Consider the following 25,404-nt stretch of genomic DNA (forward strand, 5'->3'; position numbering starts at 1 on the left):
CCGGTTTCCCGACACTGCATGGCGCTACTTCACGCCGAACCATTGAGCGGCCGGGCTTTCATTCGATGGCATGGCCCTTGCAGATCACTCCACGTCAAAGTCAGGGAGTGAATCATGCAATCGATATCGACGAACCCGGTCCACTGCACGACCGCCCGCGTGCTGAGCGCGATCAATCTCGTCGTGCTGTTCGCGACGAGCGCGGGTTGCGCTGCTCAGACTCAACCGCCCGTTGCGCCGCCGCCGCCCGTCGCGGCAGTGGGCGCGCCACCGCCACCGCCACCGCCGCCGCCCGTGGACGACGGCGCGGCGGTCAGCGCGCAAGCCACCGTATCGCGCTTTCTCATCAACCCCGATGGCGATGTCGACGGCTTTCTGACCAGCGACGGCGCGCTCGTGCGCTTCCCGCCGCACATGAGCGCGCAACTCACCTCGGCGCTACGCCCGGGCGACAGCGTGCGGATCGACGGCTGGCGCGATGCGGGCGGCAATCTCAAGGCGCAACGCATCACCGACGCGAGAAGCGGGCAGCAACTCATCGACCAGCCGCCGCTGCCGGGCGCGCCGCGTTTGCCGCGTGAACTGCGCGGCGCGGGGCTGGCACGTCTGAGCGCGCAGGGGCAAGTGGCGCACATCACCACCGCTCCGCGCGGCGAGCCTGACGGCGTGATTCTCGCCGATGGCACCGTCATCAAACTGACGCCTCCCGTGGCCCAGCAATTTCCGTCGCTCGTTCGGGCGGGCGCGCAGGTATCGGCGCAAGGCTACGGCACGCGCAATCAATACGGCACCGCCCTCCAGGCGACGTCGTTCGGTGCGCCGGGCAACCTGACTTCGCTCTATGACCGTGCGCCGCCGAGCCCATGAGCGCGTCGACGTCCGGCATGTTTTTATCAACGTCAAACTAGGATCAACGAAATGCACTGGATCGACCCTGAAAGCCTTCCCGAAACGCGCGGCACGGTCACGCGCTTTCTGCTGAACCCGCACGGTGAAATCGATGGCATCGTGCTCGGCGCGCGGCAAGCGCTGCAGGTTCACTTTCCGCCGCACCTGTCGCGGCAGATCGCGCGGCAGGTCGCCGTGGGCGATGCGGTCCGTGTGCGCGGCGTGAAGCCGCGCGGCGCGGACATGGTCGCGGCGGTCTCGCTGGTGACGAAGACCGGCAAGGTCATCCTCGACGAAGGCCCGCATCACGATGGCGAAAAGCATCCCAAGCCGCACGTCGAACACAAGCCGATGGACGCGAGCGGTGAGGTGCTGCTGTCGCTCTTCGGGCCGAAGGGCGAGCTACGCGGCGCGCTGCTCGACGACGGCACCTCGCTGCGGATGCCGCCGCATGCCGCCGCCGAACTGTCGACGTATCTCGCGCCGGGCGCGCACGTGCAGGCGTGGGGGCGCGGCATCCGGAACCGGCACGGGCGGACGATCGACGTGGATGAGATCGCCGAACTCATCGACGCGCCCGTTTCCGCCTGACTGAAGACGTCCACGGTGAGCGGCTCATGAATCCTCTCTACGCGCTCGAAGGACTGAGCTTCTTCATGGCCGATGTGCAGGCGGGCATCGGCCCGTTTCTCGGCGTCTTTCTGCAGGCGCAGGGCTGGCATCCGGAGTCGATCGGCACCGTGATGACGCTCGGCGGCATCGCCGGCATGCTCGCGACCTCGCCGGCGGGCGCGCTCGTTGACTCGACGCATCACAAGCGCGGCCTCATCGTGGCGGCGGGCGTCATGACGACGCTCGCTTCGCTCGCGCTGTGGGTGTCGCATGGTTTCTGGATGGTCGCCGCCTCGCAGATTCTCACGGCGGTGACCGGCGCCGCGCTCGGTCCCGCGGTCGCGGGCGTGACGCTCGGCATCGTGCGCGAGCGCGGTTTCGACCGGCAGTTCGCGCGCAATCAGGTGGCGAATCACGCGGGCAATGTCGTGGGCGCGGCGCTGTCGGGATGGCTCGGCTGGCGCTTCGGATTCGGCGCGGTGTTCGCGCTCGCGGGCGTGTTCGGCGCGATGACCGTGCTCTCGACGCTGCTGATCCGCCGCGATGCGATCGATCACGACAGCGCGCGCGGGCTCGCGGCCTCGTCGCCATCGTCGTCTTCTTCGGAGCATGAGCACGCGAGCGGCTTCCGGATGTTGCTCACGTGCAGGCCGCTGCTGCTGCTTGCCGCCGCGCTCGCGATGTTCCACCTCGGCAATGCGGCGATGCTGCCGCTCTATGGTCTCGCCGTCGTCGCAGCGCATCAGGGCGAGCCGAGCGCCTTCACCGCCCAGACGATCGTGGTCGCGCAACTCGTGATGGTCGTCGCGGCGTTCTTCGCGAACCGGCTGATTCAGCGCACGGGCTACTGGGGCGTGATTCTGATCACCTTTCTGGCGTTGCCGCTGCGTGGTCTGGTCGCGGCGATGTTCATCACCGCATGGGGCGTGTGGCCCGTTCAGGCGCTCGACGGCATCGGCGCGGGGTTGCAGAGCGTGGCGGTTCCGGCGCTCGTCGTGCGTTTGCTGCAAGGCACCGGGCGCGTCAATGTCGGGCAGGGCGTGGTGATGACGGTGCAGGGCATCGGTGCGGCGCTCAGTCCCGCGCTGGGCGGCTCGATCGCACAGCATTTCGGCTATGTGGCCGCGTTTCTCGCACTGGGCGCGGTGTCGACAGGCTCGCTCGCGCTCTGGCTGTGCTTCGGCGCATCGATCAGGAAAGCGTGCGGCAATTGCCGCGATGCCGCCGATGATCCGTCGCTTGCGCTGTCCGGCGCTTCTGAACGGCGATGAAACGCGAGCGCGAGCGCGAGCGGTGGCGTATTCGTGAGTCATTCGACTGGCGTGTCGTGCCGCTCACGGCGCTCGTGATCGTCGCCGCCGCGACGTCCTACGGCTATCACCGCATCCTGCTCGCGCAACGCGACTGGATCGAGCATACGTATCAGGTGATGTCGACGCTGGAGACCACGCTGCAATTGATGACCGATGCCGAAACCGGCCAGCGTGGCTACATTCTCACGGTCAATGAAGCGTATCTCAGGCCTTACTTGCAGGCGATCGACGATGTGCGAGCACAGCCGGCGAAGCTGAGGGCGCTCGTCCACGACAGTCCGGCGCAGCTTGCACGCGTCGATGCACTCGACCTCGCCTTGACGGACAAGCTTTCCGAACTTGCACGCACGCTGAGTGTTGTGAGGGAACAAGGGACTGCGCAGGCGCGCGAGATGATACTGAGCGATGTCGGCCTCGAGCGCATGAACCGGATCCGGATGCTGATCGCGCAGATGCGCCAGTCGGAAACCGGACTGCTGATCGAGCGTACTGATCGCGCATCGCGAACCGAGCGCGCGATGCTCGTCGTGACGATCAGTCTCGCGATGCTCTCGATCGCGGCGCGGCTTGGGTTGCGTTTTGTCAGCGGCGGGAAGTAGGGATCTCGAACCATCTAAACATTGCGGGACGCAGGCAAGTTCACGCTCTGCAACAACGCTTGCAAGTCATCGATATTGAACGGCTTCGACAGGATAGTCACGCCGGCATGTCTTGCCCGCTCTAGCTCGTCGGCATAGCCGGTCATCAAGGCGATGGCCTGCTTCGGCCACTTCCGGCGCACTTTCTCGGCTACGTCGATACCGTTATTCATGCCGGGCATCTGCACATCGGAAAGGATGAGGTCGAACCGCGCGCCATCGTCGAGCAGAACGAGCGCGGCATCGCCCGTCAGTTCGTGGCGCGATTGCCAGCCGAAAACTTCAAGCACGGCCGACAGCCCGGCGGCGACTTCTTCGTTATCCTCGACCAGCAGGATGGAGCCTTTGGTCGGCTCTTTCGTGCGGGCAGGCTCGGGAGGCGCTTTCACCTGGCGAACTTCGACTTCCTTCGCCGAGCGGGGAAGGATGAGCGATACCGTGGTGCCTTCTCCAGGCGCGCTCTCGATGCGGGCCGTGCCGCCGGCCTGCTCGCACATCGCGGTGACCTGCGCGAGACCCAGCCCGGTGCCTGCGTTCGCGGCCTTGGTCGTGTAGAGCGGCTCGAATGCGCGTCGCACGACCGCGGGCGGCATGCCGACGCCGGTATCCGAGCAGGCGATCACGACGTACTCGCCCGACTTGAGATTGGCTCGTGCCGTCCCGATGGCGATGTTCTCGCAACGGATCGTGAACGCGCCGCCGTGCGGCATCGCATCCTTGGCGTTGACCGCAAGATTGATCAGCGCGGACTGCAACTCCGTCGGATCCACGTAAATCGGCCAGATCGCTTCGCGTGCCTCGATATGCAGTCCGACCCGTTCGCCGAGCGACATTCGGATCAGCGAGGCGTCCTGCTCCAGCCATACTTTGACGTCGACCACGTCCTGATGCAGCGGCTGTTTGCGAGCGACGCTGAGCAGACGCCGCGCCAGCGCTTCGGCGGAGATGGAGGCGCGTTCGACCGCGATGACTTCCTTCTCCAGCCCGTTGAAGCCTTTGCGGCGCGCCAGTTCCATGTTGGCCTTCACCACCATCAGCAGGTTGTTGAAGTCGTGCGCGACGTTGGCCACGAGATTGCCGAGCGCGCCCATCCGCTTCATCTGGCGTGTGGTCTCCTCGGCGGAAACACGCATCCTGAATTCGGCGTTCCACCTTTCCCATGCCGTCCGTTCTCGCCTGAGGCGGCCCAGGCTGAATGCAACCAGCAACCAGATGCCGATGCACGGGAGCAGCGTCGCGACAGCAATCAGCCCATCATGTCCCAGCCATCTGGACGTCACGATCGAAACAGGAATGCCGCACGTCACGTAAAGCGGGTAGCCGCCCACCTGTCGATAGACCAGGAGCTTTTCGACGCCGTCCAGCGTGGAGAAAATCTTCAGATGGCCACTATGCGCGTTGATTTGAAGCGCTTCGAAGAGAGGCTGGTTGCTGGTCGGCGGTCGCCGTGCCTGCGGCGCGGGAAATCGAACGAGGGTGGTGCCGTCGCTTCGAAACAGGCCCACGGTCAATGCCCGGTCGTGAACGGTCAGCCGCTCATAGAACGCCGAAAAATAATCGCGTCGAAGCGCAATGACCAGCGCGCCGAGAAAACGACCGTTTGCGTCGTAGCGAGGCAAGGTCAGATTGAAAACATCGATGGCGGGGTCGGATGTGCGTTCGGGTTGCGAGATGACTATCCCCGACGCGCTCGCCGGTTTTCCGGACGCGCCCGGGAGATGCTCATCGATCGATTGAAGTCCGACGGGGTACGTGTTGCTGCTGACGAGCAGACTTCGGTTGCGTCCGTATATCTCGATGGAAGCGACCGAGGGCAAGCGCCGGACGGTGTCCTCGAGAAAATCGTGCAGCGATTTCTGGCGCGCGCGGATCGCCGCATCTCCGTCATCGTGAACCATCGCCAATACGCGCAGCGACACCTCCTGGATGACATCCAGCGCTTTGACCGCGTGTTCTTCGGCGATCCGCGCGAGGCGATCGATTCCTTCAGACGAATCGGCAATGCGGGTCTGGTAGCCAAAATAGCCGTAGGCCGCAAGAAAGAGCAAGGGCGTGACGATCGAAGCGACCAATGTCGCGATGAGCATGCGACGCGTCGTGCCGAAATCGCGTGGCGGCACGGGAATATCCAGCGCTGAACCGTCGGACGCGGGCGTTTCCTGATGAATGGTCATGGGACTTGCTTGACGATACGCGAACGCGAAGTCTATTCACATGTTCCCGGAGCGTCAAACGAGCGACTTTGGCGGTCCTGACGATGTGCGCTTCGCGCATCCTCGCCTCGTGCCCGGCCGTATAGTGATTTACGGGGATTTACGCGCATACGCGCTTAGGGAGAACGTCGATGACTACATTACGCAAGGCTTCGCTCACGCTTACGCTCACCGCGGTGGGCTGCATCATTTCGTCTGCTGTATGGGCAGGAGGCAATGGCAATGGCGGCAGTGGAGGCGGCGGGTCTCACGGCGCCGCCACATCGGGCATGACCTATCATAGTGAACCCGTGTCCAGCCCCTGGAATCGCGTTCCGGGCGATATGAGCCGAGACGATGGATCGCGGATGTCCGCACGTTATCCCGCACCGATGGAGCGTCAGGTCGACGCTCAAAAAACGGGTCAATAGGCTCTTTGCGGTGTCTTTGGCTACGGCCCCAAAATCGCCGAGTGTCGCGAAGCCGTCATACCGGTCATGACGGCGCGCCGTCCGGCCTCGTTTCCCCGGTGGCAGACGCGGCAATGAACCGTACAGGCCGCCGGTTGCCTTGCCAGACGCGCCCGACGATCGCAGGACTGAGCAGAGACGAAGGCGGCATCATCAGATTGACGACCTTCAGAAACGCGGTCGCCAGCGCGCTGTCGTGTGTCGCGGCGAGGTGAAGCTTGCCGAGGTACCAGTTGATGAAACGCAGCATCGGCGGGCGCGCACCTTTGACTCGTGGATGACGAAGGTCGTTGCCAACCGCGATGTGCCACGGAATATCGACGATCCTTTCGACCGCGCCAAAGAAGCGGCGCGCAACATTGGTCGAGCCTGCGCGCAAGCATTGATGCAGCGCCAGCGCTTCCTCTGCCGCGACCGTCATGCCCTGTCCATAGACAGGGTTGAAGCTGCAGATCGCGTCTCCGAAAACCAGATAACCTTCGGGGAAACGTGCGAGCCGTTCGTACCGCCGGCGCAGACTGGCGACGTGGCGATAGCGTCGGTAATCGCTCAGCGGCTCCGCGCGTGCGACCACGTCATGAATCTCCATGGTCGGCAGCGTCGCCAGATACGCGAGAAAGCCTTCGTCGTTGTCCGGTGCTTCGTCGCCGAGATAGCCGCCGGTACTGACGATCCAGCTTTCATTTTCCTGCGCGAGCATGACGCCGTTGCGCCAGTTCGGCGCACTGCCGGCGATGACGATACCGTGCTTGCCGTCGAGATCGGCCGGCCGACGCCGATAGGTACGGGTCATGTAGCCGATGCCGGTCTCGATTTTCTCATCGGGCGGAGACGGGTAGCCCAGTTGCTCGAGCCACGCGGCGCCGGATGAGCCACGACCGGTCGCATCGACGACGAGGTCCGCGTCGATGGTCTCTTCCGGCTTGCCGTCGGCGCACGCTCGCACGCCCGTCACGCGCGTGCGAGCGGGGTCGGCGAGAAGCCCCCGCACAGCGCAATTCCCGATGGCGCGCACGTTCGGCAACGCCAGCAGCCGCCGGCGCAGATGGCCTTCGAGCACGGGACGGCTCGCAAGCAGTCCGATCAGGTCGCTCGGGCCATTGGCCAGTCTGACGTTGCGGCCGATCCAGATCACGTCGTTGGCGACATCGCCGATCAGACCGCCGCTTTGCACGACGACCTCGTCGTTATATCCCGGGAAGAGTTGCTCGAATATCGCGCTCCCGCGTGCCAGGAGCCCGTGGGTATGGCGACCCTGCGGCACGCCCTTGCGCGGCGTGTCCGCTGACGGAAACTCGTCGCGTTCGAGCACGGTGACGCTGGCATAGAAATCAGACAGCACGCGGGCGGCAAGCAGCCCACCCATGCTGGCGCCGATCACGATCGCATGTTCGCCCAGGTTCTTCATGGCAATCCTCCGGTTCAGTCTGTCGCGATGAGCCTGCGGCCATCGTCTGCAGGCAATGCTAGGATTGCGTCGTCCCCTGAGCGTCCCCCGGACGCCGTCATCGAGGGTCGCCTCGCCATGGCTTCGTTCAGTGTCCGAACGCTTGGATTTCCGGAGATTCGTCGGGCCGGCCGGCCGTGCCCATTGGCCCTGCGCAAGGGCCTGGCCCTGCTGGTTTTTCTGGCCGAAGCGAAGGTCTCCGTCGGGCGCGACGCCTGCGCCACGATGTTGTGGCCGGAAGACCGCGAAGAGGTCGTGCGGGCGCGGTTGCGCCGACTGCTGCATCGTCTCCCGCTCGCGCTCGGCGACGACGTTCTGATCACGGACAGATCGACCGTTCGATGGTCGCCGACGATCGACCTGGAGGTGGATTCCCGGCTGTTCGAGCAAGCCTGCGACAGCGGCGAGTTCGATCGGGCCTGCCGCCTGTATTCCGGCGACTTTCTCGAGGGTTTTTCGCCCGGCGACTGCCCCGCGTTCGACGAGTGGGCTTTCTTTCGCCGGGAAGCGCTCCGCGGCCGGGCGATCCAGGCCTTCGAGCGCGTCGTGCGCGACAGAAATGCAGCCGGCGACTACGCGGCGGCGGTCGCGCACGCGAGCCGTCTCGTCGAGCTCGATCCGCTCAGCGAAGTGTATGGCCGTCACCTGATCCGCAACCTTCTGCTCGCCGGAGACCGGGCCACGGCCCAGCGGCATCTCGACGCCCTGACACGGCGCCTTCGCGACGAACTCGGCGTGGCGCCCGAGGGCGAGACCCTCGCGCTATTGGACACGAGCGCCACATCGCCGAGCGAGGAACTGCCGTCCACGCGTTACGCCAGCGGTGACGGCATCCATCTCGCGTTTCAGACCCGCGGCGCCGGACGCTTCGACGTACTGGTGCTGCCCGGTTTCGTGTCGCATGTCGAGCGGGTCTGGGAGGAACCCCGTTGCCGGGCGTTCCTGTCCGCGCTCGCCGGAATGGGCCGCCTCATCCTGCTCGATCGTCGCGGCATCGGGCTTTCCGATCGGGTCGGATTCAATCCCGGCGTCGATGCGACCGCGCGCGACATCGGCACCGTGCTCGACGCCGCCGGCAGCCGTCGGGTCGTGCTGTTCGGCGCGTCGGAAGGCGGCCCGGCATGCATCAGGTTCGCCGTCGATCACCCTGAGCGTGTCGCGGGTCTGATTCTGTTCGGCTCGCTGGCGAAGGGGACCGCAACGCACGACTATGCTCACGCGCTGCAGGCAAGTCAGTACGACGCGTGGCTCGGGCAACTCATTGCAGGGTGGGGCGGGCCGGCAGGCATCGAGACCTTCGCGCCCAGCCTGTCCGGCGATCCACAGGCGCGAGCCTGGTGGGCTGGCATGCTGCGGGCCGCGTCGAGCCCGGGCGCGATCAAGGGCGTGCTCGAGACCCTGCGCGATATGGATGTGCGGCATCTTCTGGACCGCGTATCCGTGCCGACTCTGGTGCTGCACCGTCGGGACGACCGCGCGGTTCGCGTGGGCGCCGGGCGGCATCTCGCCGGGCATATCGGGCAGGCGCGTTACGTCGAACTCGAAGGTGCCGATCACTGGGCTTTCGCCGGAGACCAACACGCCGTGCTCGATAACATCAGGCAGTTTGTCGACAGCCTTGCCGCGTAAGTGCGGCCCGCGCTGACTTGCTTACAGCATGCCTGCCGTATAGCTTTAAACAAACAAGAATGAAAGCGCACGTACCAGGAGGCACGCATGGTCATCACGAACTCGCAGTCGTCCACGAACGTCGAGGAAATCGCCGCCGGGGTGTATCGCATCAACACGCCGGTGGTGCTGCCCGGCGACGCAGGCGGTTTCTCTTTCAACCAGTATTTGATCGTCGACGACGAACCGTTGCTCTTTCATACCGGCCCGCGCAGGATGTTTCCGCTCGTGCGCGAAGCGCTCGCGAGTGTCATCGAGCCGGCGCGTCTGCGGCATATCGCGTTCTCGCACGTCGAGGCAGACGAATGCGGTTCGCTCAACGAGTGGCTGGCGGTGGCCCCCGATGCTGCGCCGCTGTGCGGCACCGTGGCGGCAATGGTGTCCATCACGGATCTCGCCGATCGCGCGCCCGTCGCGCTCGCCGACGGACAGGCGGTTTCGCTCGGACGGCACAGCGTGCGATGGATCGACACGCCTCATCTTCCGCACGCGTGGGAATGCGGCTTCATGATGGAGGAAAGCACGCGCACCCTGCTGTGCGGTGACCTCTTCACGCAAGGCGGCGCTACGCTGCCTGCGCTCACGACGTCCGATATCCTGGGTCCGAGCGAAGCGTTCAGGCGAAGCATGGACTACTTCTCGCACACCCGGAACGCCGACGCGATGTTCGAGCGCCTCGCTCAACTCGAGCCGACGACGCTGGCCTGCATGCATGGCAGCGCGTGGAACGGCGACGGCGCCGGGTTGCTGCGCGCTTTGGCCCAGAGCGTGCGTCAATGAAACGCGCGCAGTTTTCCCGTCGATGAGGGCTAGCGACGGCCGCTGCGGCCCCATACGTATCGCACCCATCGCTGCCATCGGGTTTTCGGTGCGATCGCGTTGTGCGCAGCCTGCGCCTCGCGGTCCCGCTGCACGGACCTCTGCACCTGTTCGTGAATCTGCCGCAATGTCATGCCGCCCGGGCCTTTTAGCTCGTCGGGATCGGATGGCGGATCGCTGTCGGAATGATTCGTCATTGGGGTCGCCTTGCCGAAGTAATCGAAACCAGAAAGCTTCCTGTCTTGCGCGGTCGCTTTGGAAGAGCATGAAAGAAACGCGTATCGTGTCTTACCTTCAAAACCTTCCATCTGGTTCATGAACAACTCTATTCGCATTGCCCGGGCGCGGACAGTCACGATCGCCCTCAGCCTCCTCATGCTCGCGCTGACAGGTTGCGCGTCCTCGGCTCCCGATTCATCACATGATTCGCAATCTCTCGATGCCGCGATCAGCGGATCGCAGCGCAGCGACAAGGCGCGCGCCCGCGACGTCTATCGCCATCCGAAGGAAACGCTGCAGTTCTTCGACCTCGGCTCGACCCAGGCTGTGCTGGAAATCGCCCCGGGAGGCGGATGGTACACGGACATCCTTGCGCCTTATCTGCATGACGCCGGGCAGCTTTATGAAGCGCAGTATGTCAGCACGTCCGCCGATCTCGCCGCCGAGGACAATGCAACCGATGCCGCTTACCGACGCAAGCTCGCGAACGCTCCGGCGATGTATGGAAACGTCGTCGTCGGCACGCTGCACGCGGGCCAGTTCATGGGCTTCGACGCGCATGAACGTTTCGATCGCGTGCTCACGTTTCGAAACATCCATAACTGGATCAAGGACGGCCAAATCGATGCGAATCTGCGCGCGTTCTATGGCGCGCTGAAGCATGGCGGTGAACTCGGCGTCGAGGAACATCGCGCGCGGCCGGGGACGTCGGTGCAGCAGATGATCGATTCCGGCTACGTGACGGAAGCGTATGTCGTCGAGCACGCGCAAGCGGCCGGGTTCAGGCTGGTCGCGCGCAGCGAGATCAACGCGAACGCGAAGGATACGAAGGACTATCCGCACGGCGTGTGGTCGCTGCCGCCGACCTACGAGGGCGGTGACGTCGACCGGGCGCGCTATGCGGCGATCGGAGAATCAGATCGTATGACGCTGAGGTTCGTCAAACCTTAGCGATCGCACTCGCTCTCTCGCGCCCGGTTTAGAAAAACTAAACCATGCCGCAGCACGAAGCCTCTGTACGCGCCGTTTTTGGGTTCTTACGCTCGACCTCGTTCGATGAGACGAGGAGAGCCCCATGAAAAAAGCGATTGCCTGTCTGACGTTGTCGATGCTCGCGCTGTGCGCCCACGCGAAGGATGCGGCGGAACTGCGCTTCGGCGTCGATCCCTCTTACGCGCCGTTCGAATCGAAGTCGCCTTCGGGGCAACTGGTGGGCTTCGAGATCGACCTCGGCAACGAAATCTGCCGTCGCCTGAGCGTGCGCTGCGTGTGGGTGGAAACGGCCTTCGACGGCATCATCCCCGCGTTGCAGGGACGCAAGTTCGAGGCGATCCTGTCGGCGATGTCGATCACGCCGAAGCGCGAGACGCAAGTTGCCTTCTCGACGCCGCTCTTCAATACGCCAAGCCGCCTGATCGGCCATCAGGGCGCCGACATCCGGCCGGCCGTCGATTCGCTGAAAGGCAAGCGGATCGGCGTCGCGCAGGGTTCGACGCAGGAGGCCTACGCGAAGGCCTATTGGGCGCCGGCCGGCATCGAAGTGGTGTCGTACGGCAATCAGGAACAGGTCTATACGGACTTGCGCTCGGGGCGCATCGACGCCACGCTGACCGACATGATTTCGGGCAGCGAGGGCTTTCTCAAGACGCAGCAGGGCGCGGGCTACGCGTTCCTGGGCGACCCCGTGACCGACGCGAAAACGCTGGGCAAGGGCGCGGCCATCGGCTTTCGCAAGGACGACGCCGCGCTGCGCGAGAAGGTCGACGGCGCGATCGAGGCGATGAAAAAGGACGGCACGTACCTCAGGATTCGCCAGCGCTATTTCGACTTCGACATATCGAGCGGTTGAGCGCGTCCCGGCATCGTCAGATCAGCAGTTCGACGGAACGCAGGACATTGCGTGTCTGCTGCGAGGAGGATTCCAGCCCGTCGCGAATCGTGCCGATCAGACACGCGATGAAGCACTCGGACGCTTCGCTGAGCGGCTGGCCGCTGCGCGAGATGACGCCGACCATCGCGTCCTCGAGTTGTTCGCGCAGCGGAAACGCGCACAGACGTTCGCGCGGCGCGCTCAGTTCCACGAGCGGCCAGGGAAAGACGCTCACCATGTCGGTCTGCCGCAGCAGCGAAATGGCGATCGAGAACGAATGCGCCAGATGAATCTTGCGGGGCATCGGCACGCTGTGCCGCGAGAACATGTTATCGACGTTGGGTCCGTCATTGGCCGGGTCCCAGGTGAGAACCCAGTCGAGCTCGCGCAGGTCCGCGAGCGAGTGACAGCCGAGCAGCGGATGGCCTTCGCGGCCCACTACCGCGCAGGTCGACGAGAACAGCGGCCGATAGTTGAATTCGACACCCGACGTGCCCGGCGCCGGCCGGCCGATGAAGAAGTCGAGGCTGCCGTCGCGCAGTCGCGGATTGGCGATCGACAACAGGCCTTCGAAGAATTCGAGCCTCACGTCGGGCATCTTCTCGCAGAACCGCGTGATGGTTTCCGGCAGGAACGTCATCGCGATCCACGGCGTCACGGCGACCGTGAGCTTGCCTCGCGGCGCGCCGCGCAACGCGCCCATCGCTTCGTGAGCGCGTGTCATCTGACCCACCATCAGCCGCGCATGGACCAGCAGCGCCTGGCCCGCTTCCGTCAGCATGACTCCCGATGACGTTCGGTTCACGAGCGGCATCTGCACGTCTTCTTCGAGCTGGCGCAGGCTCTTGGTGATCGCCGCGGGCGATGCGTCGAGCAGGCGCGCGGCGCCGCGAATGCCACCGGCCTCGGCGACGGCCACGAGTGTTCGAAGTTGCTGGAGCTTCATGCGGCGCCGGGTGTTAGCCGTTGGTTGTCACGTTCACGATTCTAGCTCTCCCCCGCCCGATTCTGTCGCGCTACGTTAGTGGCACGCCAGAGCTTCGCCTGCCGGATAACCCTGATACAGCGAGACATAACGAGAGACGTGAACGATGAATGCTCCAGACGACTTCCTTGCGATCCGCGATGAGATGATCGCGTTGCGGCGCCAGATTCACGCCCATCCCGAACTCGGCTACGAGGAGTTCATGACGAGCGATCTCGTCGCGCAACGCCTGCTCGACTGGGGTTACGAGGTCCATCGCGGACTTGCGGGCACCGGCGTGGTCGGCACGCTGAAATGCGGCGACGGTCCGCGCCGGATCGGCGTGCGCGCGGACATGGACGCGCTGCCGGTACATGAGCGCACCGGTTTGCCCTATGCCAGCGTCACGCCCGGCAAGATGCACGCGTGCGGTCACGACGGCCACACGGCAATGCTGCTCGCCGCCGCTAAAGAGCTGGCCCGCACCCGCGACTTCGACGGCACTTTGCACCTCATCTTCCAGCCCGCCGAAGAAGGGCTCGCCGGCGCGCGGCGCATGCTCGAAGAGGGACTGCTGGAACGCTTTCCGTGCGACGCCGTGTTCGCCATGCACAACATGCCGGGCTATCCCGCCGGTCATCTCGGCTTTCGCGCAGGACCGTTCATGGCGTCCGCCGATCAGGTGACCGTGCGGGTGATCGGTCATGGCGGCCACGGCGCGATGCCGCATATGACGGTGGATCCTGTCGTCGTGTGCTCGGCGATCGTCCTCGCGCTGCAGACCGTGGTGTCGCGCAACGTCGCGCCGCTCGACATGGCCGTGATCACCGTGGGCGCGATCCACGCAGGCGAGGCGTCCAACGTGATTCCCGACGAAGCGCGCATGAACATCTCGGTGCGGGCCTTGCGCCCCGCCGTGCGCGACGAGCTGGAGCGGCGCATCACGCAGGTGATCGAAAGCCAGGCGGCGGTGTACGGCGCACGCGCCGAAGTGAACTACGAGGCGAGCTATCCGGTGCTCGTGAACGACGCGGAGATGACCGCGTTCGCAGAGGACGTGGCGCGCGAATGGCTCGGCGACGATCGCCTGATCGCCGATCTCCAGCCGTTCACCGGCAGCGAAGACTTCGCGTGGATCCTGCGCCAGTGCCGCGGCTGCTACCTGATCATCGGCAATGGCGACGGCGAAGGCAGTTGCATGGTCCACAACCCCGGCTACGACTTCAATGACGACATTCTCATGACGGGCGCGCGCTACTGGGTGCGGCTCGTCGAACGCTTCCTCGCCTGACGCGCGCAGCGCCCGATTATCCATCCCCACACTTCGGAAATCGCTATGAAACGTGCATTGCTTCCCGTGTTGCTCGCGCTCGTCATGGCGCCCGCGATGGTGCAGGCGCAGGATCCCCAGACGCTGCGCTTCGGCGTCGATCCGAGTTATCCGCCGTTCGAGTCGAAGGCGGCGGATGGCTCGCTCGTCGGCTTCGATATCGAACTCGGCAATGCGATCTGCGCGCAACTGAACCAGAAATGCGTCTGGGTGGAGCAGAACTTCGACGGCATGATCCCGGCGCTGAAGGCGCGCAAGTTCGACGCGATCCTCTCCGCGATGTCGGCCACCGCGTCGCGCCGTCAGCAGATCGACTTCACCCGTCGCCTTTACAACGGCCCGTCGGCGCTGATCGCGCGTTCCGGCACGAAGCTGCAGCCGGATGCGAAGGCCTTGCAGGGACAGCGCGTCGGCGTCGTGCAGGGTTCGACGCAGGAGAGCTTCGCGCGCACCGAATGGGCGACGAAGGGCGTCACGCTCGTGTCCTACCAGACGCAGGACCAGATTTATCAGGATCTCGTGACGGGCCGGCTCGACGCCGCGTTCCAGTCGTCGGTGCAGGCCGACTACGGCTTTCTGAAGACGCCGCGCGGCAAGGGCTTCGCGCTGGTCGGCGAGCCGGTGAACGACAATCGCGTGGCGGGCGATGTCGCGATCGGCGTGCGCAAAGGCGACGCCGCGCTCGAAGACCGTCTCAATCAGGCGATCGACGCGATTCGCAAGAACGGCAACTATCAGCGCGTGGCGTCGAAGTACTTCAACTTCGACATCTACGGCAATTGAACGCAATCAACCCACTCACAGGGAGCGAGCGATGCACGAAAGCCTGAAGGAGCGTCTTGCACGTGCCGTGACGCCGGCGCTGACGGAAGCGTTTCGTCGCGATGGCGCGGTGTGCGTGCGCAATATCTTCACTGAAGAGGAAGTCGCCTTGCTGCGCGAAGGTATCGAGCGCAATCTCGCCGCGCCGAGCGAACGCGCCAAGGTCGCGAGCCGGCCCAATGATCCGGGCTGGTTTTTCGAGGACTTCTGCAACTGGCAGTCGAACGATGCGTACCGGCGCTTCATCGGCGGGTCAGCCGCGCCTGCGGTGGCCGGCGCGCTGATGGGCTGCGAGACCGTGCGGCTGTATCACGACCACGTGCTCGTGAAGGAGCCGAACACGCGCCAGCGCACGCCGTGGCATCAGGATCAGCCGTACTACAACATCGTCGGCGGGGACAACGTGAGCATGTGGATTCCCGTCGATCCGGTGGCGCGCGAGTCGACGCTCGAGTTCGTCGCGGGCTCGCATCGCGGGCCCTGGCTGATGCCGCGCACGTTCATGGAAAACGAGGCGAAGTGGTTCCCGGAAGGCAGCCTCGCGGACCTGCCGGACATCGAAGCCGATCGCGCTGCGCATCCGATCGTCGGCTGGGCGCTCGAACCGGGCGACATGGTCTGCTTCAACATGCTCACGCTGCACGCGTCGGGCGGCGTCGGAGGCAAGGTGCGGCGGCGCGCTTTCTCGATCCGCTTCATCGGCGACGACATCCGGCACGCGCCGCGCCCGTGGCGCACTTCGCCCGAGTTTCCCGGACTCGCCTCCGTGCTGGCCGACGGCGCGCCGATGGATCATCCGCTGTTTCCGGTCTTGTGGACCGCGCACGCCCGATCCGAAGCCTAACTGTCCGCCGGCGCGCCCGTTTCGCCGATCACGCGCAGCAGACTGTCGTTGAGCTGCTGCTGTTCCTTTGCCTGCGTCAGGAGCCAGCGATGAAAGCTGCGACAGTGCGCCTTGTCGAACGTGTGAGGCCGCCACGTCAGGAAGTACGGCCCGGGCAGCGCGAGACCCAGCGCGAAGGGCATGACGAGGCGTCCGGCGGCGAGATCGTCGCAGATCATCGACGACTGCGCGAGCACGAAGCCGTGACCGTCGATGGCCGCCTGGATCGCCACGCTGGACAGCGAATGGACCTGGCGCGAGTCGTTGACGCGGCCGTTGTCCGCTTCGTCGACGCCGTTCGCGCGGAACCAGTCGCGCCACGAAGGGGGCGACGCGAACTTCGGCTGCCAGTCGACGGCAATCAGCGGATAGGCCAGGATGTCGGCGGGCGTCGCGAGCGGCGCATCCTCGCGCAGAAGATGCGGGCTGCAGACGGGCACCACGCAGTCGCGAAAAAGTTCGACGGCGTTGTTCACGTCGATCACGCGATCGCCGTAGCTGATGCGGAAATCGATCTCGTAGCCATCCGGCGACGGTTCCGTGTGCGTGCCGTCGAGATAGACGCTCAGATCGGGATAGCGTTGCTGCCATGTGGCCACGCGCGCGGCGAGCCATTTCGACAGCAGCGACGGCAGCGCGCTCACGCTGAGATTGCGCACGTTCCTCGACCGCTCGATTTCGGCGTGCGCGACCCGCAGGCTTTCGAACGCGACGGCGCAGCTTGCGTGGTAGCGCGCGCCGGCGGCCGTGAGCCGCAGCCGTTTGCCGTCCTTCTGCATCAGGCGCAGGCCCAGCGTGTCCTCGAGCAGCTTCATCTGCTGGCTGACCGCGCCCGCGGAAATGCCGAGGCGCCGCGCGGCTTCGGTGACGCCGCCGCAGCGGCCCACGGCCTCGAAAACCTGAAGCGCGCGCAAAGGAGGAAGGGTCTGCATCCGCGTCTCCCGCGTGATCTTTTCGGTTTAGAAACTCTAAACGAAACGGCAGATTTTCACACCTGTTCTTCGGTGTTTTGACTTCTTATGCTTCTCACATGCTCGAAGCGAAGCAGAGGTCGGCATCGACCGGGCGCTACCGAACAGGAGGCAGTGCAATGTTTTTGAAGAACGCGTGGTATGTCGCGGCGTGGGACAACGAGGTCACGCAGAAACTGCGGCCGTTGACGATTCTCGACGAGCGCATCGTCTTCTACCGCAAGCTGGACGGCACGCCCGTCGCGCTGGAAGACGCGTGCCCGCATCGCAAGCTGCCGCTCTCGATGGGCCGCCGCATGGGCGACGAGGTCGAATGCGGCTACCACGGACTGACCTTCGACTGTTCGGGCGCGTGCACGCGCGCACCGGGCGCGGCGCGTATCCCGACGGGCGCGCGCGTGCGCAGCTATCCGCTTGCGGAGCGCTACGGTCTCGTGTGGATCTGGATGGGCGAGCCGGACGCGGCCGATCCCGCCGCCATCATCGAGGTCGACGAATGGAACGATCCGGCGTGGGGCTCGAACCGGGGCGATGCGATGACCGTCGATTGCCATTACCTGTACGTCACGGACAATCTGCTCGATCCCTCGCATGTCGCGTGGGTTCATCGTACGTCGTTCGGTAACGCGGCCTGTGAGGCGGAGCCGCTCAGAACGGAGGTCGCGGAGCAGGGCGTGACGGTCTCGCGCTGGATGCGCGACGTGGACGTGGCGCCCTTCTATGCGAAATTCGTGCGTTTCGGCGGACGTTGCGACCGCAAGCAGCATTACGAAGTGCGCTTTCCGTCGCACGCGATCATCAAGGCCGTGTTCACGCCGGCCGGCACCGGCGGCGACGATGCGCCGCCGCATCCGGATGTCTTCCTCATGAACTCGTACAACTTCATGACGCCGGTGGACGCTTCGCACACGCGCTATTTCTGGTTCCAGACACGCAACTTCGCACCGGGCGACGAAGACGTCTCGCGCCAGTTCGACGAGGACGTGCGCCACGCCTTCGAAGAAGACCGGGCGGTGTTGAGCGCCGTGCACGCGGGCATGGCGCAGCGGCGCACGCCGAACATCGATCTCGCCATCGATGCGGGACCGCTGCGTTTTCGCCGTGCGCTCGCGAAGATGATCGAGCGCGAGCAGGCTTCATCGACGGCGTCTTCCACCGTGTACGTCGTGGGTCAGACGGCGGGCGGAGCCGTGGCATGACAGGCGCCGTTTCGCCCGCGCCAGGCGGTTTCAGACGGCTTCGGGTCGCACGGCGGGTTCGCGAGAGCGCTTCGGTCGTGTCGTTCGAACTCGTGCCGACGGAGGGCGCCGCGCTGCCGCCGTTTCTCGCTGGCCAGTTCGTCGCCGTGCGCCTCGCGATGCCCGACGGCGAGCCGCTTGTGCGCACCTACAGCCTGTCGGGCGATCCCGCCGACACGTCGCGCTGGCGCATATCGGTCAAGCAGGAAACGAATCCGCGCGGGCGCGGCTCCTGCCATCTCCACGAGCAGATCGCGGTCGGCGATGCGCTCGAGATCGCCGGACCGCTGGGCGCGTTCGTCTGCGCGGAAGACAGCGAGCGGCCCGTCGTGCTGCTGAGCGGCGGCATCGGCGTGACGCCCATGCTGAGCATGCTGCACCGGCTGAGTTCGGCGAGCACGCGGCGCGTGCATTTCATTCACGCATGCGAGAACGGCGCAGTGCATGCGTTTCGCGATGAAGTGCGGCATCTCGCCGGCACGCGCGCGGGCATCGGCGTGCACGTGTGTTACCGCGTGCCGCGCGGGCGCGAGGATCTCGACGTCTGCGACAGCAGCGGATTGCTGACGAAGGCGACCTTGCAGGCGCTGCTGCCGCTCGACGACTACGAGGTCTATCTGTGCGGGCCGCCCGCGTTCATGCAGGCGAACTGGCGCTTGCTGCGCAGCCTCGGTGTCGCGCGCGAGCGCATCCATTACGAGTTCTTCGGCCCTGCGACGGTGATCGATGACGAAGCTTCGCAGCCCGAGCCGCCGGCCGACACGACACGTCCCTCGACGATCGCGGATTCCACCGCTGCTGCGCTCACCGTGCGCATTCATCCGCAGAACGAGCCGCTCGCCTGGGACCCCGCATGCGGATCGCTGCTGGAGTTTGCGGAGCAGGCGGGCCACGCGCCGACGTTCAGTTGCCGCGCGGGTATCTGCGGCAGTTGCGCCGCGCGTCTCGTGGAAGGGCAAGTGAGCTATGTCGAGCCGCCGCTCGATCCGCCTGCCGAAGGCGAAGTGCTGCTGTGCTGCGCGAAGCCATTGACTTCGGTGACGCTGGCGCTGCAATGCACATGAGCGCCGCGTCGACACGCGGTTTCAACACTAGCAAGGAGACGAGGAGCGCATGACGATCGAATTTCCAGTCGAACCCCGCTACGCAAGTCAGCGCGAACGGTTTCTGCAGGCGGCGACGGCAGCGGGCGCGGCCGTGGTGTCGTACGAACATCCGTTGCGCGCTCCGGCGGGCGAAACGCTCGCCACGGACGTCGCGTGGCTCGGCCCGTCCGATGCCCGCCGCGTGCTGGTCGCGATTTCGGGGACGCACGGCGTCGAGGGCTACTACGGCTCGGCGTGCCAGACGGCGTGGCTGCGCGAGCTCGGCACGCGCGCCTTGCCGGCTGGCGTCGCGGTGATGATGGTGCATCTGATCAACCCGTGGGGCACGGCGTGGGTGCGCCGCGTCAACGAGGACAACATCGACCTGAACCGCAACTATCTGGATTTCAACGCGCCGCTGCCGGTCAACGCGCGTTACGAAGCGATTCACGAGATCTACACCTGCCGCGATCTCGACGGGCCCGGCCGCGCGCGCGCCGATGCGCAGCTCGCCGCGCAGTTGCGCAGCATGGGCTGGCCGGAATATCAGGCGATCGTCGGCGCGGGACAGTACGCGCATGCGGACGGCCTTTTCTATGGCGGCAAAGAGGCCGCGTGGTCCAACCAGACCTTGCGCGCGATCATCGACCGGTTTCTGACGCCCGCTCAGGTCGCGATCGCGTTCGATCTGCATACCGGCGCCGGTCCGTTCGGCTATCCGATGCTGATGGCGATCGCGCAGGCGCGCTATCCCGCGCTCGCCGACGCGCAGACGCTCTACGGCCCGTGGCTGCATACGCTCGTGACCGACGCGCAGGCCGCGGTGAGCGACACCGGCGTCGTCGCCCGCGCGACCGGCTACACCTCGCAGGCGATGCTCGACGCGTTGCCCGGCACGCGCCTGATGCAGCTCGTCATCGAGTGCGGCACGTACGCCGAAGGACCCATGCACGAGGCCTTGCGCAACGATCACTGGCTGCACCTGCACGGCGACCCGCACGATGCGCGCGGCAGGCAGATCAGCCGCGCGCTGTTCGATGCCTTCCTGCCCGCCGACGAGGACTGGCGCGATATCGCGTGGCGTCGCACGCGGCAGGTCTGGGAGCGCGCGCTGAAGGCGTTGCCCGATCTGCATCGCACGCCGCGCGCGGTTTGAACCGCGCCCGCCGCACATAACGACCACAACGGAGACACCCCATCATGCTGGAAGGCTATGGACCGCAACTGATCGCGGGCACCTGCAGGACACTGGAGCTGGCGTTGTTGTCGCTCGCGGTTTCGTTCGCGCTGGGACTGATCGGCGCAGCGGCGAAACTCTCGGGCAGGCGCGCTTTCGTGAGCATCGGCACGGCCTACACGACGCTGATTCGCGCAGTGCCCGACCTCGTGCTGATGCTGCTGCTGTTCTACAGCATTCAGATCCTGCTGAACCGCATCACGGATGCGATGGGCGTGGAGCAGATCGACATCGATCCGTTCATCGCGGGCGTGCTCACGCTCGGCTTCATCTACGGTGCGTACTTTACGGAGACGTTCCGCGGCGCGTTTCTCGCGGTTGCTCGCGGACAGATCGAAGCGGGGCACGCATACGGCATGACGCGCTGGCAGGTGTTCCGCCGGCTGATGTTCCCGCAGATGATGCGTTACGCGCTGCCGGGCATCGGCAACAACTGGCAGGTCGTGGTGAAAGCGACGGCGCTGGTGTCGATCATCGGTCTCGCGGATATCGTCAAGGTCACGCAGGATGCCGGCAAGAGCACGCTGCGATTCTTCTTCTTCACGCTGGCCGCGGGCGCGATCTATCTGGCGATCACGTCGCTTTCGAACCTGCTGCTCGCCTGGCTCGAAAGGCGCTATTCGGTGGGCGTGCGGAGGGCCGCGCTGTGATCGACATCGTTCGCGAATACTGGCAGAACTATCTGTTCACCGACGGCTACCGCTTCACGGGTCTCGCCATCACGCTGTGGCTGCTGGCCGCGTCCATCGGGCTGGGTTTTTGTCTCGCCGTGCCGCTTGCGATCGCGCGGGCGTCGCCCAACCGGTTCATCTCGACGCCCGTGTGGCTCTATACCTATGTGTTTCGCGGCACGCCGCTCTATGTCCAGCTCCTGCTCTGCTATACGGGCCTCTACAGCCTGCAGGTCGTGCATTCGCATGTGCTGCTCGACGCCTTCTTTCGCAACGCGATGAATTGCACGCTGCTCGCCTTCACGCTTAACGAGTGCGCCTACACGACCGAAATCTTCGCGGGCGCGATCAGGGCCACCGCGTACGGAGAAGTGGAAGCCGGGATGGCTTACGGCATGTCGCGCTTCACGCTGTATCGACGCATCATTCTGCCCTCGGCGCTGCGCCGCGCGCTGCCCAGCTACAGCAACGAAGTGATCCTGATGCTGCATGCGACGACGCTCGCATTCACCGCGACCGTGCCCGACATCCTGAAGGTCACGCGCGACGTCAACTCGGCGACCTATCAGTCGTTTCAGGCATTCGGCATCGCAGCGCTGCTCTATGCGGGCATCGTGTTCGCTTTGGTGTTCGCCTTCCGCAAGCTGGAGTCGCACTGGCTTGCGTTTCTGAAGCCGCAGGCGCTCTGAAGGGCGTCCGGCACACTCTTCGTCAGGCAGGAGATTTCGAACCCATGTCCAAGCTGGCCGTGCATGACCTGCACAAGAAGTTCGGTGAAAACGAAGTCCTCAAGGGCGTGTCGCTCGATGCGAAGGCGGGGGATGTCATCAGCATCATCGGTTCGAGCGGTTCGGGCAAGAGCACGTTTCTGCGATGCATGAACTTTCTCGAACAGCCCTGTTCGGGGAGCATCGCGCTCGATGGTGAACCGATCCGCACGGAGCGCGACCGGCGCGGCGCATTGCGCGTTGCCGATCCGAAGCAGTTGCGCCGGATGCGCGCGAAGCTGTCGATGGTGTTCCAGCATTTCAATCTCTGGGCGCACAAGACCGTGCTGGAGAACGTGATCGAGGCGCCGGTGAGCGTACTGGGACTGAGCCGCGCCGAAGCGACCGAGCGCGCACGGGGCTATCTCGCGAAGGTGGGCCTGACGCCGGCGCTGGAAAGCCGCTATCCGTCCCATCTCTCGGGCGGCCAGCAGCAGCGCGTGGCGATCGCACGCGCGCTCGCGATGGAGCCGGAAGTCATGCTGTTCGACGAGCCCACGTCGGCGCTCGATCCCGAACTCGTGGGCGAAGTGCTTCGCGTGATGCAGGCGCTCGCGGAAGAGGGGCGCACGATGATCGTCGTCACGCATGAGATGGGCTTCGCGCGCAATGTATCGAATCACGCGGTGTTTCTGCATCAGGGGCGGATCGAGGAGCAGGGCTGTCCGCACGACATGCTCGTGAATCCTCGCAGCGACCGGCTGCGCGGGTTTCTGTCGGGCAGTCTCAAGTGATGCGGTGCAGGCGCGGGCCGCTCAGTCGTCGAACTCGCCCGCTTCCAGAGCCTCGGCGAAATCGGTGAGCCAGGTGCCGAAGTGGTCCGTGTCGTAGGTCGCGCGCTTGCCGTTCGCGACCCGCGTGACCGAAACCTGCCGGATCGTGCCGTTTTTGGCGCCCGGGGGAACGTCGTCATTGTCCGCGATCTCGAAATCGCGAGGGTCGAGTCCCCGGTTGGCGAGTACGGCCTTGACGTCTTCCTGTTCGTCCCAGGAAAACTGGGAGAAGTCGTGAGTTGTCATGCGGTCTCCTCGGGACGGTGAGGGAAAAGCATCCGGGCATTGCGTAATGATACCTTTGCCGCACTCGGCTATCCGTCGGCGCACGCGTATCGGGCGAACCGCGCGGGCGTAACGGATTGCCGCGCGCCGTTTACACATTTTTTATACCTTCCCCAACTCTCTTCGTAAGTCCTTTACGTCCGTTCTCCTATTCTCCACGCTGTCCTGAACCGCACTTGGGGAGAACATCAAAATGGACTTCGTTTATCTCGCCGGCATCGTCCTCTTCTGGGGACTTTGCCTGGCGCTCACGCACGGCTGCGACAAGCTGAGCCGTCGCGCGACGGGAGGCCGTCCATGAGCGCCTGGATGTTGTGGCTGGCGACGGCAGCTACGCTGCTGCTGTTCGTGTACCTCGTGTACGCGCTGTTGCGTGCGGAGGATCTCGAATGAACCCCAACACGTTCATGCAGACGGCGATCTTCATCGTCGTCCTCATCGCGCTGGCGATTCCGCTCGGGAGATACATCGCCAATGTGCTCGACGGCTCGTCGGTCGTCGTGCGCAAGATCGGCCGACCGCTCGAAAACCTGCTGTATCGCATCGCCGGCGTCGATCCCGAAGCCGAGATGTCGTGGAAGCATTACGCGATCGCCGTGATGCTTTTCAATGCGCTCGGCGCACTGGTGCTCTACGCGATCCTGCGCCTGCAGGGCATGCTTCCGGCGAATCCGCAAGGCATGGCCGGCATGACGCCCGATGCCGCGTTCAACACCGCCGTCAGTTTCGTGACCAACACGAACTGGCAGGACTACGGCGGCGAAAGCACGCTCGGCTATCTCGCGCAGATGCTGGGCCTCACCGTGCAGAATTTCGTCTCGGCGGCCACCGGCATCGCGGTCGTGATCGCGCTGATCCGGGGCTTCAAGCGTCACACGGCGCAGACCATCGGCAATTTCTGGGTCGATCTGACGCGCACGACGCTCTACATTCTCGCGCCGCTCGCGGTGATCTTCGCGCTGGTGTTCGTGAGCCAGGGCGCGATTCAGAATTTCAAGGCCTACGAGGACGTGCCCACGCTTCAGGTCACGACATACCAGGCGCCGAAGTCGGACGCGCAAGGCAATGCCGTCAAGGACGAGAAGGGCAATCCGGTGATGCAGGACGTGAAGGCGGACAAGCAGACGCTGCCGATGGGCCCGGTCGCATCCCAGGAAGCGATCAAGATGCTCGGCACCAACGGCGGCGGCTTCTTCAACGCCAACTCCGCGCATCCGTTCGAAAACCCGACGCCGTTCTCCAACTTCATGCAGATGCTCGCCATGCTGATCATCCCGGCGGCGCTGTGCGTGGTGTTCGGGCGCACGGTGGGCGACAAGCGGCAGGGTTACGCGGTGCTCGCCGCCATGACCATCGCGTTTGCCGTCGCGTGCTGGGGCGAGATCTCGTCGGAACAGGCCGGCAATCCGCTGTACGCGTCGCTCAAGGTCGACACCGCCGCGTCCGCGCTGCAGGCCGGCGGCAACATGGAAGGCAAGGAAACGCGCTTCGGCATCGCGCAGTCGGGCATCTTCACGGTCGCGACCACGGCGGCCTCCTGCGGCGCGGTCGCCAATACGCACGATTCGCTGACGCCGCTCGGCGGCCTCGTTCCGATGCTGCTCATCCAGCTGGGTGAGGTGATCTTCGGCGGCGTCGGCTCGGGTCTGTACGGCATGCTCGCGTTCGCACTGCTCGCGGTCTTCGTGGCGGGCCTGATGATCGGCCGCACGCCCGAATACGTGGGCAAGAAGATCGAGTCGTTCGAGATGAAGATGGTGTCCATCGTGATTCTGCTCACGCCGCTGCTCGTGCTCGTGGGCACGTCGATCGCGGTGCTGACGGCAGCGGGCACCGCAGGCATCGCGAATCCCGGCGCGCATGGCTTCTCGGAAGTGCTCTACGCGTTCAGTTCCGCCGCCAACAACAACGGCAGCGCGTTCGGCGGCCTTTCGGTGAACACGCCGTTCTACAACTCGATGCTCGGCATTGCGATGTGGTTCGGCCGTTTCGGCTCGCTCATCCCGATCCTCGCCATCGCGGGCTCGCTCGCGGCCAAGAAGCGTCTTGCCGTGACAGCCGGGACCTTGCCTACACACGGCCCGCTCTTCGTGGTGCTCCTGCTCGGCACGCTGCTTCTGGTCGGCGCGCTGACCTATATTCCCGCGCTCGCGCTCGGCCCCATCGTCGAGCACGTCACGATGGTCACGGGCCATTGATTTCCGAGGACAGCATGAATCAAATCAATCAACCGCCGATGCAC

General features: G+C 65.0%; 26 protein-coding genes. 20 read left to right on the plus strand and 6 right to left on the minus strand.

Annotated elements, in window-relative coordinates:
* Positions 1-114 precede the first annotated feature (114 nt).
* From BTHE68_RS24590 to BTHE68_RS24605, 4 genes are read left to right on the plus strand one after another with little or no spacing between them, the layout of a single operon-like run.
* Positions 115-867 (plus strand): hypothetical protein, encoded by a 753-nt coding sequence (locus BTHE68_RS24590; protein WP_162068887.1) that lies wholly within the window; start codon positions 115-117, stop codon positions 865-867.
* 51 nt (positions 868-918) lie between these two features.
* Complete coding sequence (locus BTHE68_RS24595; RefSeq protein WP_162068888.1) at positions 919-1,479, plus strand: hypothetical protein; 561 nt, start codon at positions 919-921, stop codon at positions 1,477-1,479.
* 26 nt (positions 1,480-1,505) lie between these two features.
* Complete coding sequence (locus BTHE68_RS24600) at positions 1,506-2,771, plus strand: MFS transporter (RefSeq protein ID WP_162068889.1); 1,266 nt, start codon at positions 1,506-1,508, stop codon at positions 2,769-2,771.
* A complete protein-coding gene (locus BTHE68_RS24605) occupies positions 2,768-3,412 on the plus strand; it encodes a CHASE3 domain-containing protein (protein WP_232078045.1) in 645 nt (214 codons plus the stop codon). The genes BTHE68_RS24600 and BTHE68_RS24605 overlap by 4 nt, the downstream gene beginning before the upstream one ends.
* 14 nt (positions 3,413-3,426) lie before the next feature.
* Here the strand turns inward: BTHE68_RS24605 and BTHE68_RS24610 are convergent, their stop codons facing one another.
* Both BTHE68_RS24610 and BTHE68_RS24620 read right to left on the minus strand, forming a co-directional pair.
* Entirely contained in the window at positions 3,427-5,538 is a 2,112-nt protein-coding gene (locus tag BTHE68_RS24610; RefSeq protein WP_232078046.1) for a hybrid sensor histidine kinase/response regulator, read from the minus strand.
* 600 nt (positions 5,539-6,138) lie between these two features.
* Positions 6,139-7,521, minus strand: coding sequence for an FAD-dependent oxidoreductase (locus tag BTHE68_RS24620; protein WP_162068891.1), 1,383 nt, complete (start codon positions 7,519-7,521; stop codon positions 6,139-6,141).
* A gap of 117 nt (positions 7,522-7,638) precedes the next feature.
* Between BTHE68_RS24620 and BTHE68_RS24625 the strand changes: the two genes are divergently transcribed.
* Positions 7,639-9,189 carry a bifunctional AfsR/SARP family transcriptional regulator/alpha/beta hydrolase gene (locus tag BTHE68_RS24625; RefSeq protein WP_162068892.1) on the plus strand — a complete coding sequence of 517 codons (1,551 nt, stop codon included), beginning with the start codon at positions 7,639-7,641 and terminating at the stop codon, positions 9,187-9,189.
* Between the two features lie 87 nt (positions 9,190-9,276).
* On the plus strand, positions 9,277-10,008 hold the full coding sequence (locus BTHE68_RS24630; protein WP_162068893.1) for an oxygen-binding di-iron domain-containing protein: 732 nt from the start codon (positions 9,277-9,279) through the stop codon (positions 10,006-10,008).
* 29 nt (positions 10,009-10,037) lie between these two features.
* Here BTHE68_RS24630 and BTHE68_RS36965 read toward each other — a convergent pair whose 3' ends face one another.
* Positions 10,038-10,364, minus strand: a complete 327-nt coding sequence (locus BTHE68_RS36965) for a hypothetical protein (protein WP_232078047.1) — start codon at positions 10,362-10,364, stop codon at positions 10,038-10,040.
* 58 nt (positions 10,365-10,422) lie between these two features.
* On the opposite strand from BTHE68_RS36965, the gene BTHE68_RS24640 reads away from it, so the two are divergent.
* Complete coding sequence (locus BTHE68_RS24640; RefSeq protein ID WP_232078048.1) at positions 10,423-11,217, plus strand: class I SAM-dependent methyltransferase; 795 nt, start codon at positions 10,423-10,425, stop codon at positions 11,215-11,217.
* 124 nt (positions 11,218-11,341) lie between these two features.
* Positions 11,342-12,115 carry an ABC transporter substrate-binding protein gene (locus BTHE68_RS24645; RefSeq protein ID WP_162068895.1) on the plus strand — a complete coding sequence of 258 codons (774 nt, stop codon included), beginning with the start codon at positions 11,342-11,344 and terminating at the stop codon, positions 12,113-12,115.
* A gap of 16 nt (positions 12,116-12,131) precedes the next feature.
* Here BTHE68_RS24645 and BTHE68_RS24650 read toward each other — a convergent pair whose 3' ends face one another.
* Entirely contained in the window at positions 12,132-13,082 is a 951-nt protein-coding gene (locus tag BTHE68_RS24650) for a LysR family transcriptional regulator (protein WP_162068896.1), read from the minus strand.
* A gap of 145 nt (positions 13,083-13,227) precedes the next feature.
* Here BTHE68_RS24650 and BTHE68_RS24655 point away from each other — a divergent pair, with 145 nt between their 5' ends.
* From BTHE68_RS24655 to BTHE68_RS24665, 3 genes are read left to right on the plus strand one after another with little or no spacing between them, the layout of a single operon-like run.
* The gene (locus BTHE68_RS24655) at positions 13,228-14,391 is read left to right on the plus strand and encodes a M20 aminoacylase family protein (RefSeq protein ID WP_232078049.1); all 1,164 of its coding nucleotides are present in this window, start codon (positions 13,228-13,230) and stop codon (positions 14,389-14,391) included.
* A gap of 45 nt (positions 14,392-14,436) precedes the next feature.
* Positions 14,437-15,213 (plus strand): ABC transporter substrate-binding protein, encoded by a 777-nt coding sequence (locus tag BTHE68_RS24660; protein ID WP_162068897.1) that lies wholly within the window; start codon positions 14,437-14,439, stop codon positions 15,211-15,213.
* 31 nt (positions 15,214-15,244) lie between these two features.
* Positions 15,245-16,096, plus strand: coding sequence for a phytanoyl-CoA dioxygenase family protein (locus tag BTHE68_RS24665; RefSeq protein WP_162068898.1), 852 nt, complete (start codon positions 15,245-15,247; stop codon positions 16,094-16,096).
* On the opposite strand, the gene BTHE68_RS24670 is transcribed toward BTHE68_RS24665, so the two are convergent.
* Positions 16,093-17,067, minus strand: a complete 975-nt coding sequence (locus tag BTHE68_RS24670; RefSeq protein WP_162068899.1) for a LysR substrate-binding domain-containing protein — start codon at positions 17,065-17,067, stop codon at positions 16,093-16,095. The two genes, BTHE68_RS24665 and BTHE68_RS24670, sit on opposite strands and share 4 nt — an antisense overlap.
* A 158-nt stretch (positions 17,068-17,225) precedes the next feature.
* Here BTHE68_RS24670 and BTHE68_RS24675 point away from each other — a divergent pair, with 158 nt between their 5' ends.
* Genes BTHE68_RS24675 through BTHE68_RS24700 form a run of 6 tightly spaced genes read left to right on the plus strand, consistent with a single transcriptional unit; the run spans position 17,226 to position 22,838 of the window.
* Entirely contained in the window at positions 17,226-18,305 is a 1,080-nt protein-coding gene (locus BTHE68_RS24675) for an aromatic ring-hydroxylating dioxygenase subunit alpha (protein WP_162068900.1), read from the plus strand.
* Entirely contained in the window at positions 18,302-19,408 is a 1,107-nt protein-coding gene (locus tag BTHE68_RS24680; protein WP_162068901.1) for a 2Fe-2S iron-sulfur cluster-binding protein, read from the plus strand. Before BTHE68_RS24675 ends, BTHE68_RS24680 begins: the two co-directional genes overlap by 4 nt.
* Positions 19,409-19,457: 49 nt before the next feature.
* Positions 19,458-20,585, plus strand: a complete 1,128-nt coding sequence (locus BTHE68_RS24685; RefSeq protein WP_162068902.1) for a DUF2817 domain-containing protein — start codon at positions 19,458-19,460, stop codon at positions 20,583-20,585.
* Between the two features lie 41 nt (positions 20,586-20,626).
* The gene (locus BTHE68_RS24690; protein ID WP_162069179.1) at positions 20,627-21,316 is read left to right on the plus strand and encodes an ABC transporter permease; all 690 of its coding nucleotides are present in this window, start codon (positions 20,627-20,629) and stop codon (positions 21,314-21,316) included.
* Positions 21,313-22,026, plus strand: a complete 714-nt coding sequence (locus BTHE68_RS24695) for an ABC transporter permease (protein ID WP_162068903.1) — start codon at positions 21,313-21,315, stop codon at positions 22,024-22,026. Before BTHE68_RS24690 ends, BTHE68_RS24695 begins: the two co-directional genes overlap by 4 nt.
* A gap of 44 nt (positions 22,027-22,070) precedes the next feature.
* Positions 22,071-22,838: an ABC transporter ATP-binding protein gene (locus BTHE68_RS24700; RefSeq protein WP_162068904.1), complete on the plus strand. Its 768-nt coding sequence runs from the start codon at positions 22,071-22,073 to the stop codon at positions 22,836-22,838.
* A gap of 21 nt (positions 22,839-22,859) precedes the next feature.
* Here BTHE68_RS24700 and BTHE68_RS24705 read toward each other — a convergent pair whose 3' ends face one another.
* Positions 22,860-23,123: a hypothetical protein gene (locus BTHE68_RS24705; RefSeq protein ID WP_162068905.1), complete on the minus strand. Its 264-nt coding sequence runs from the start codon at positions 23,121-23,123 to the stop codon at positions 22,860-22,862.
* A gap of 232 nt (positions 23,124-23,355) precedes the next feature.
* Here BTHE68_RS24705 and BTHE68_RS36740 point away from each other — a divergent pair, with 232 nt between their 5' ends.
* Genes BTHE68_RS36740 through kdpA form a run of 3 tightly spaced genes read left to right on the plus strand, consistent with a single transcriptional unit; the run spans position 23,356 to position 25,360 of the window.
* Entirely contained in the window at positions 23,356-23,463 is a 108-nt protein-coding gene (locus tag BTHE68_RS36740) for a potassium ABC transporter ATPase (protein WP_197919710.1), read from the plus strand.
* Positions 23,460-23,555: a K(+)-transporting ATPase subunit F gene (kdpF, locus tag BTHE68_RS24710; RefSeq protein ID WP_162068906.1), complete on the plus strand. Its 96-nt coding sequence runs from the start codon at positions 23,460-23,462 to the stop codon at positions 23,553-23,555. The genes BTHE68_RS36740 and kdpF overlap by 4 nt, the downstream gene beginning before the upstream one ends.
* A complete protein-coding gene (gene kdpA / locus BTHE68_RS24715; RefSeq protein ID WP_162068907.1) occupies positions 23,552-25,360 on the plus strand; it encodes a potassium-transporting ATPase subunit KdpA in 1,809 nt (602 codons plus the stop codon). The genes kdpF and kdpA overlap by 4 nt, the downstream gene beginning before the upstream one ends.
* Positions 25,361-25,404: the final 44 nt, after the last annotated feature.

Source organism: Burkholderia sp. THE68 (genome assembly GCF_009938265.1).
Classification (GTDB): Bacteria; Pseudomonadota; Gammaproteobacteria; order Burkholderiales; family Burkholderiaceae; genus Caballeronia.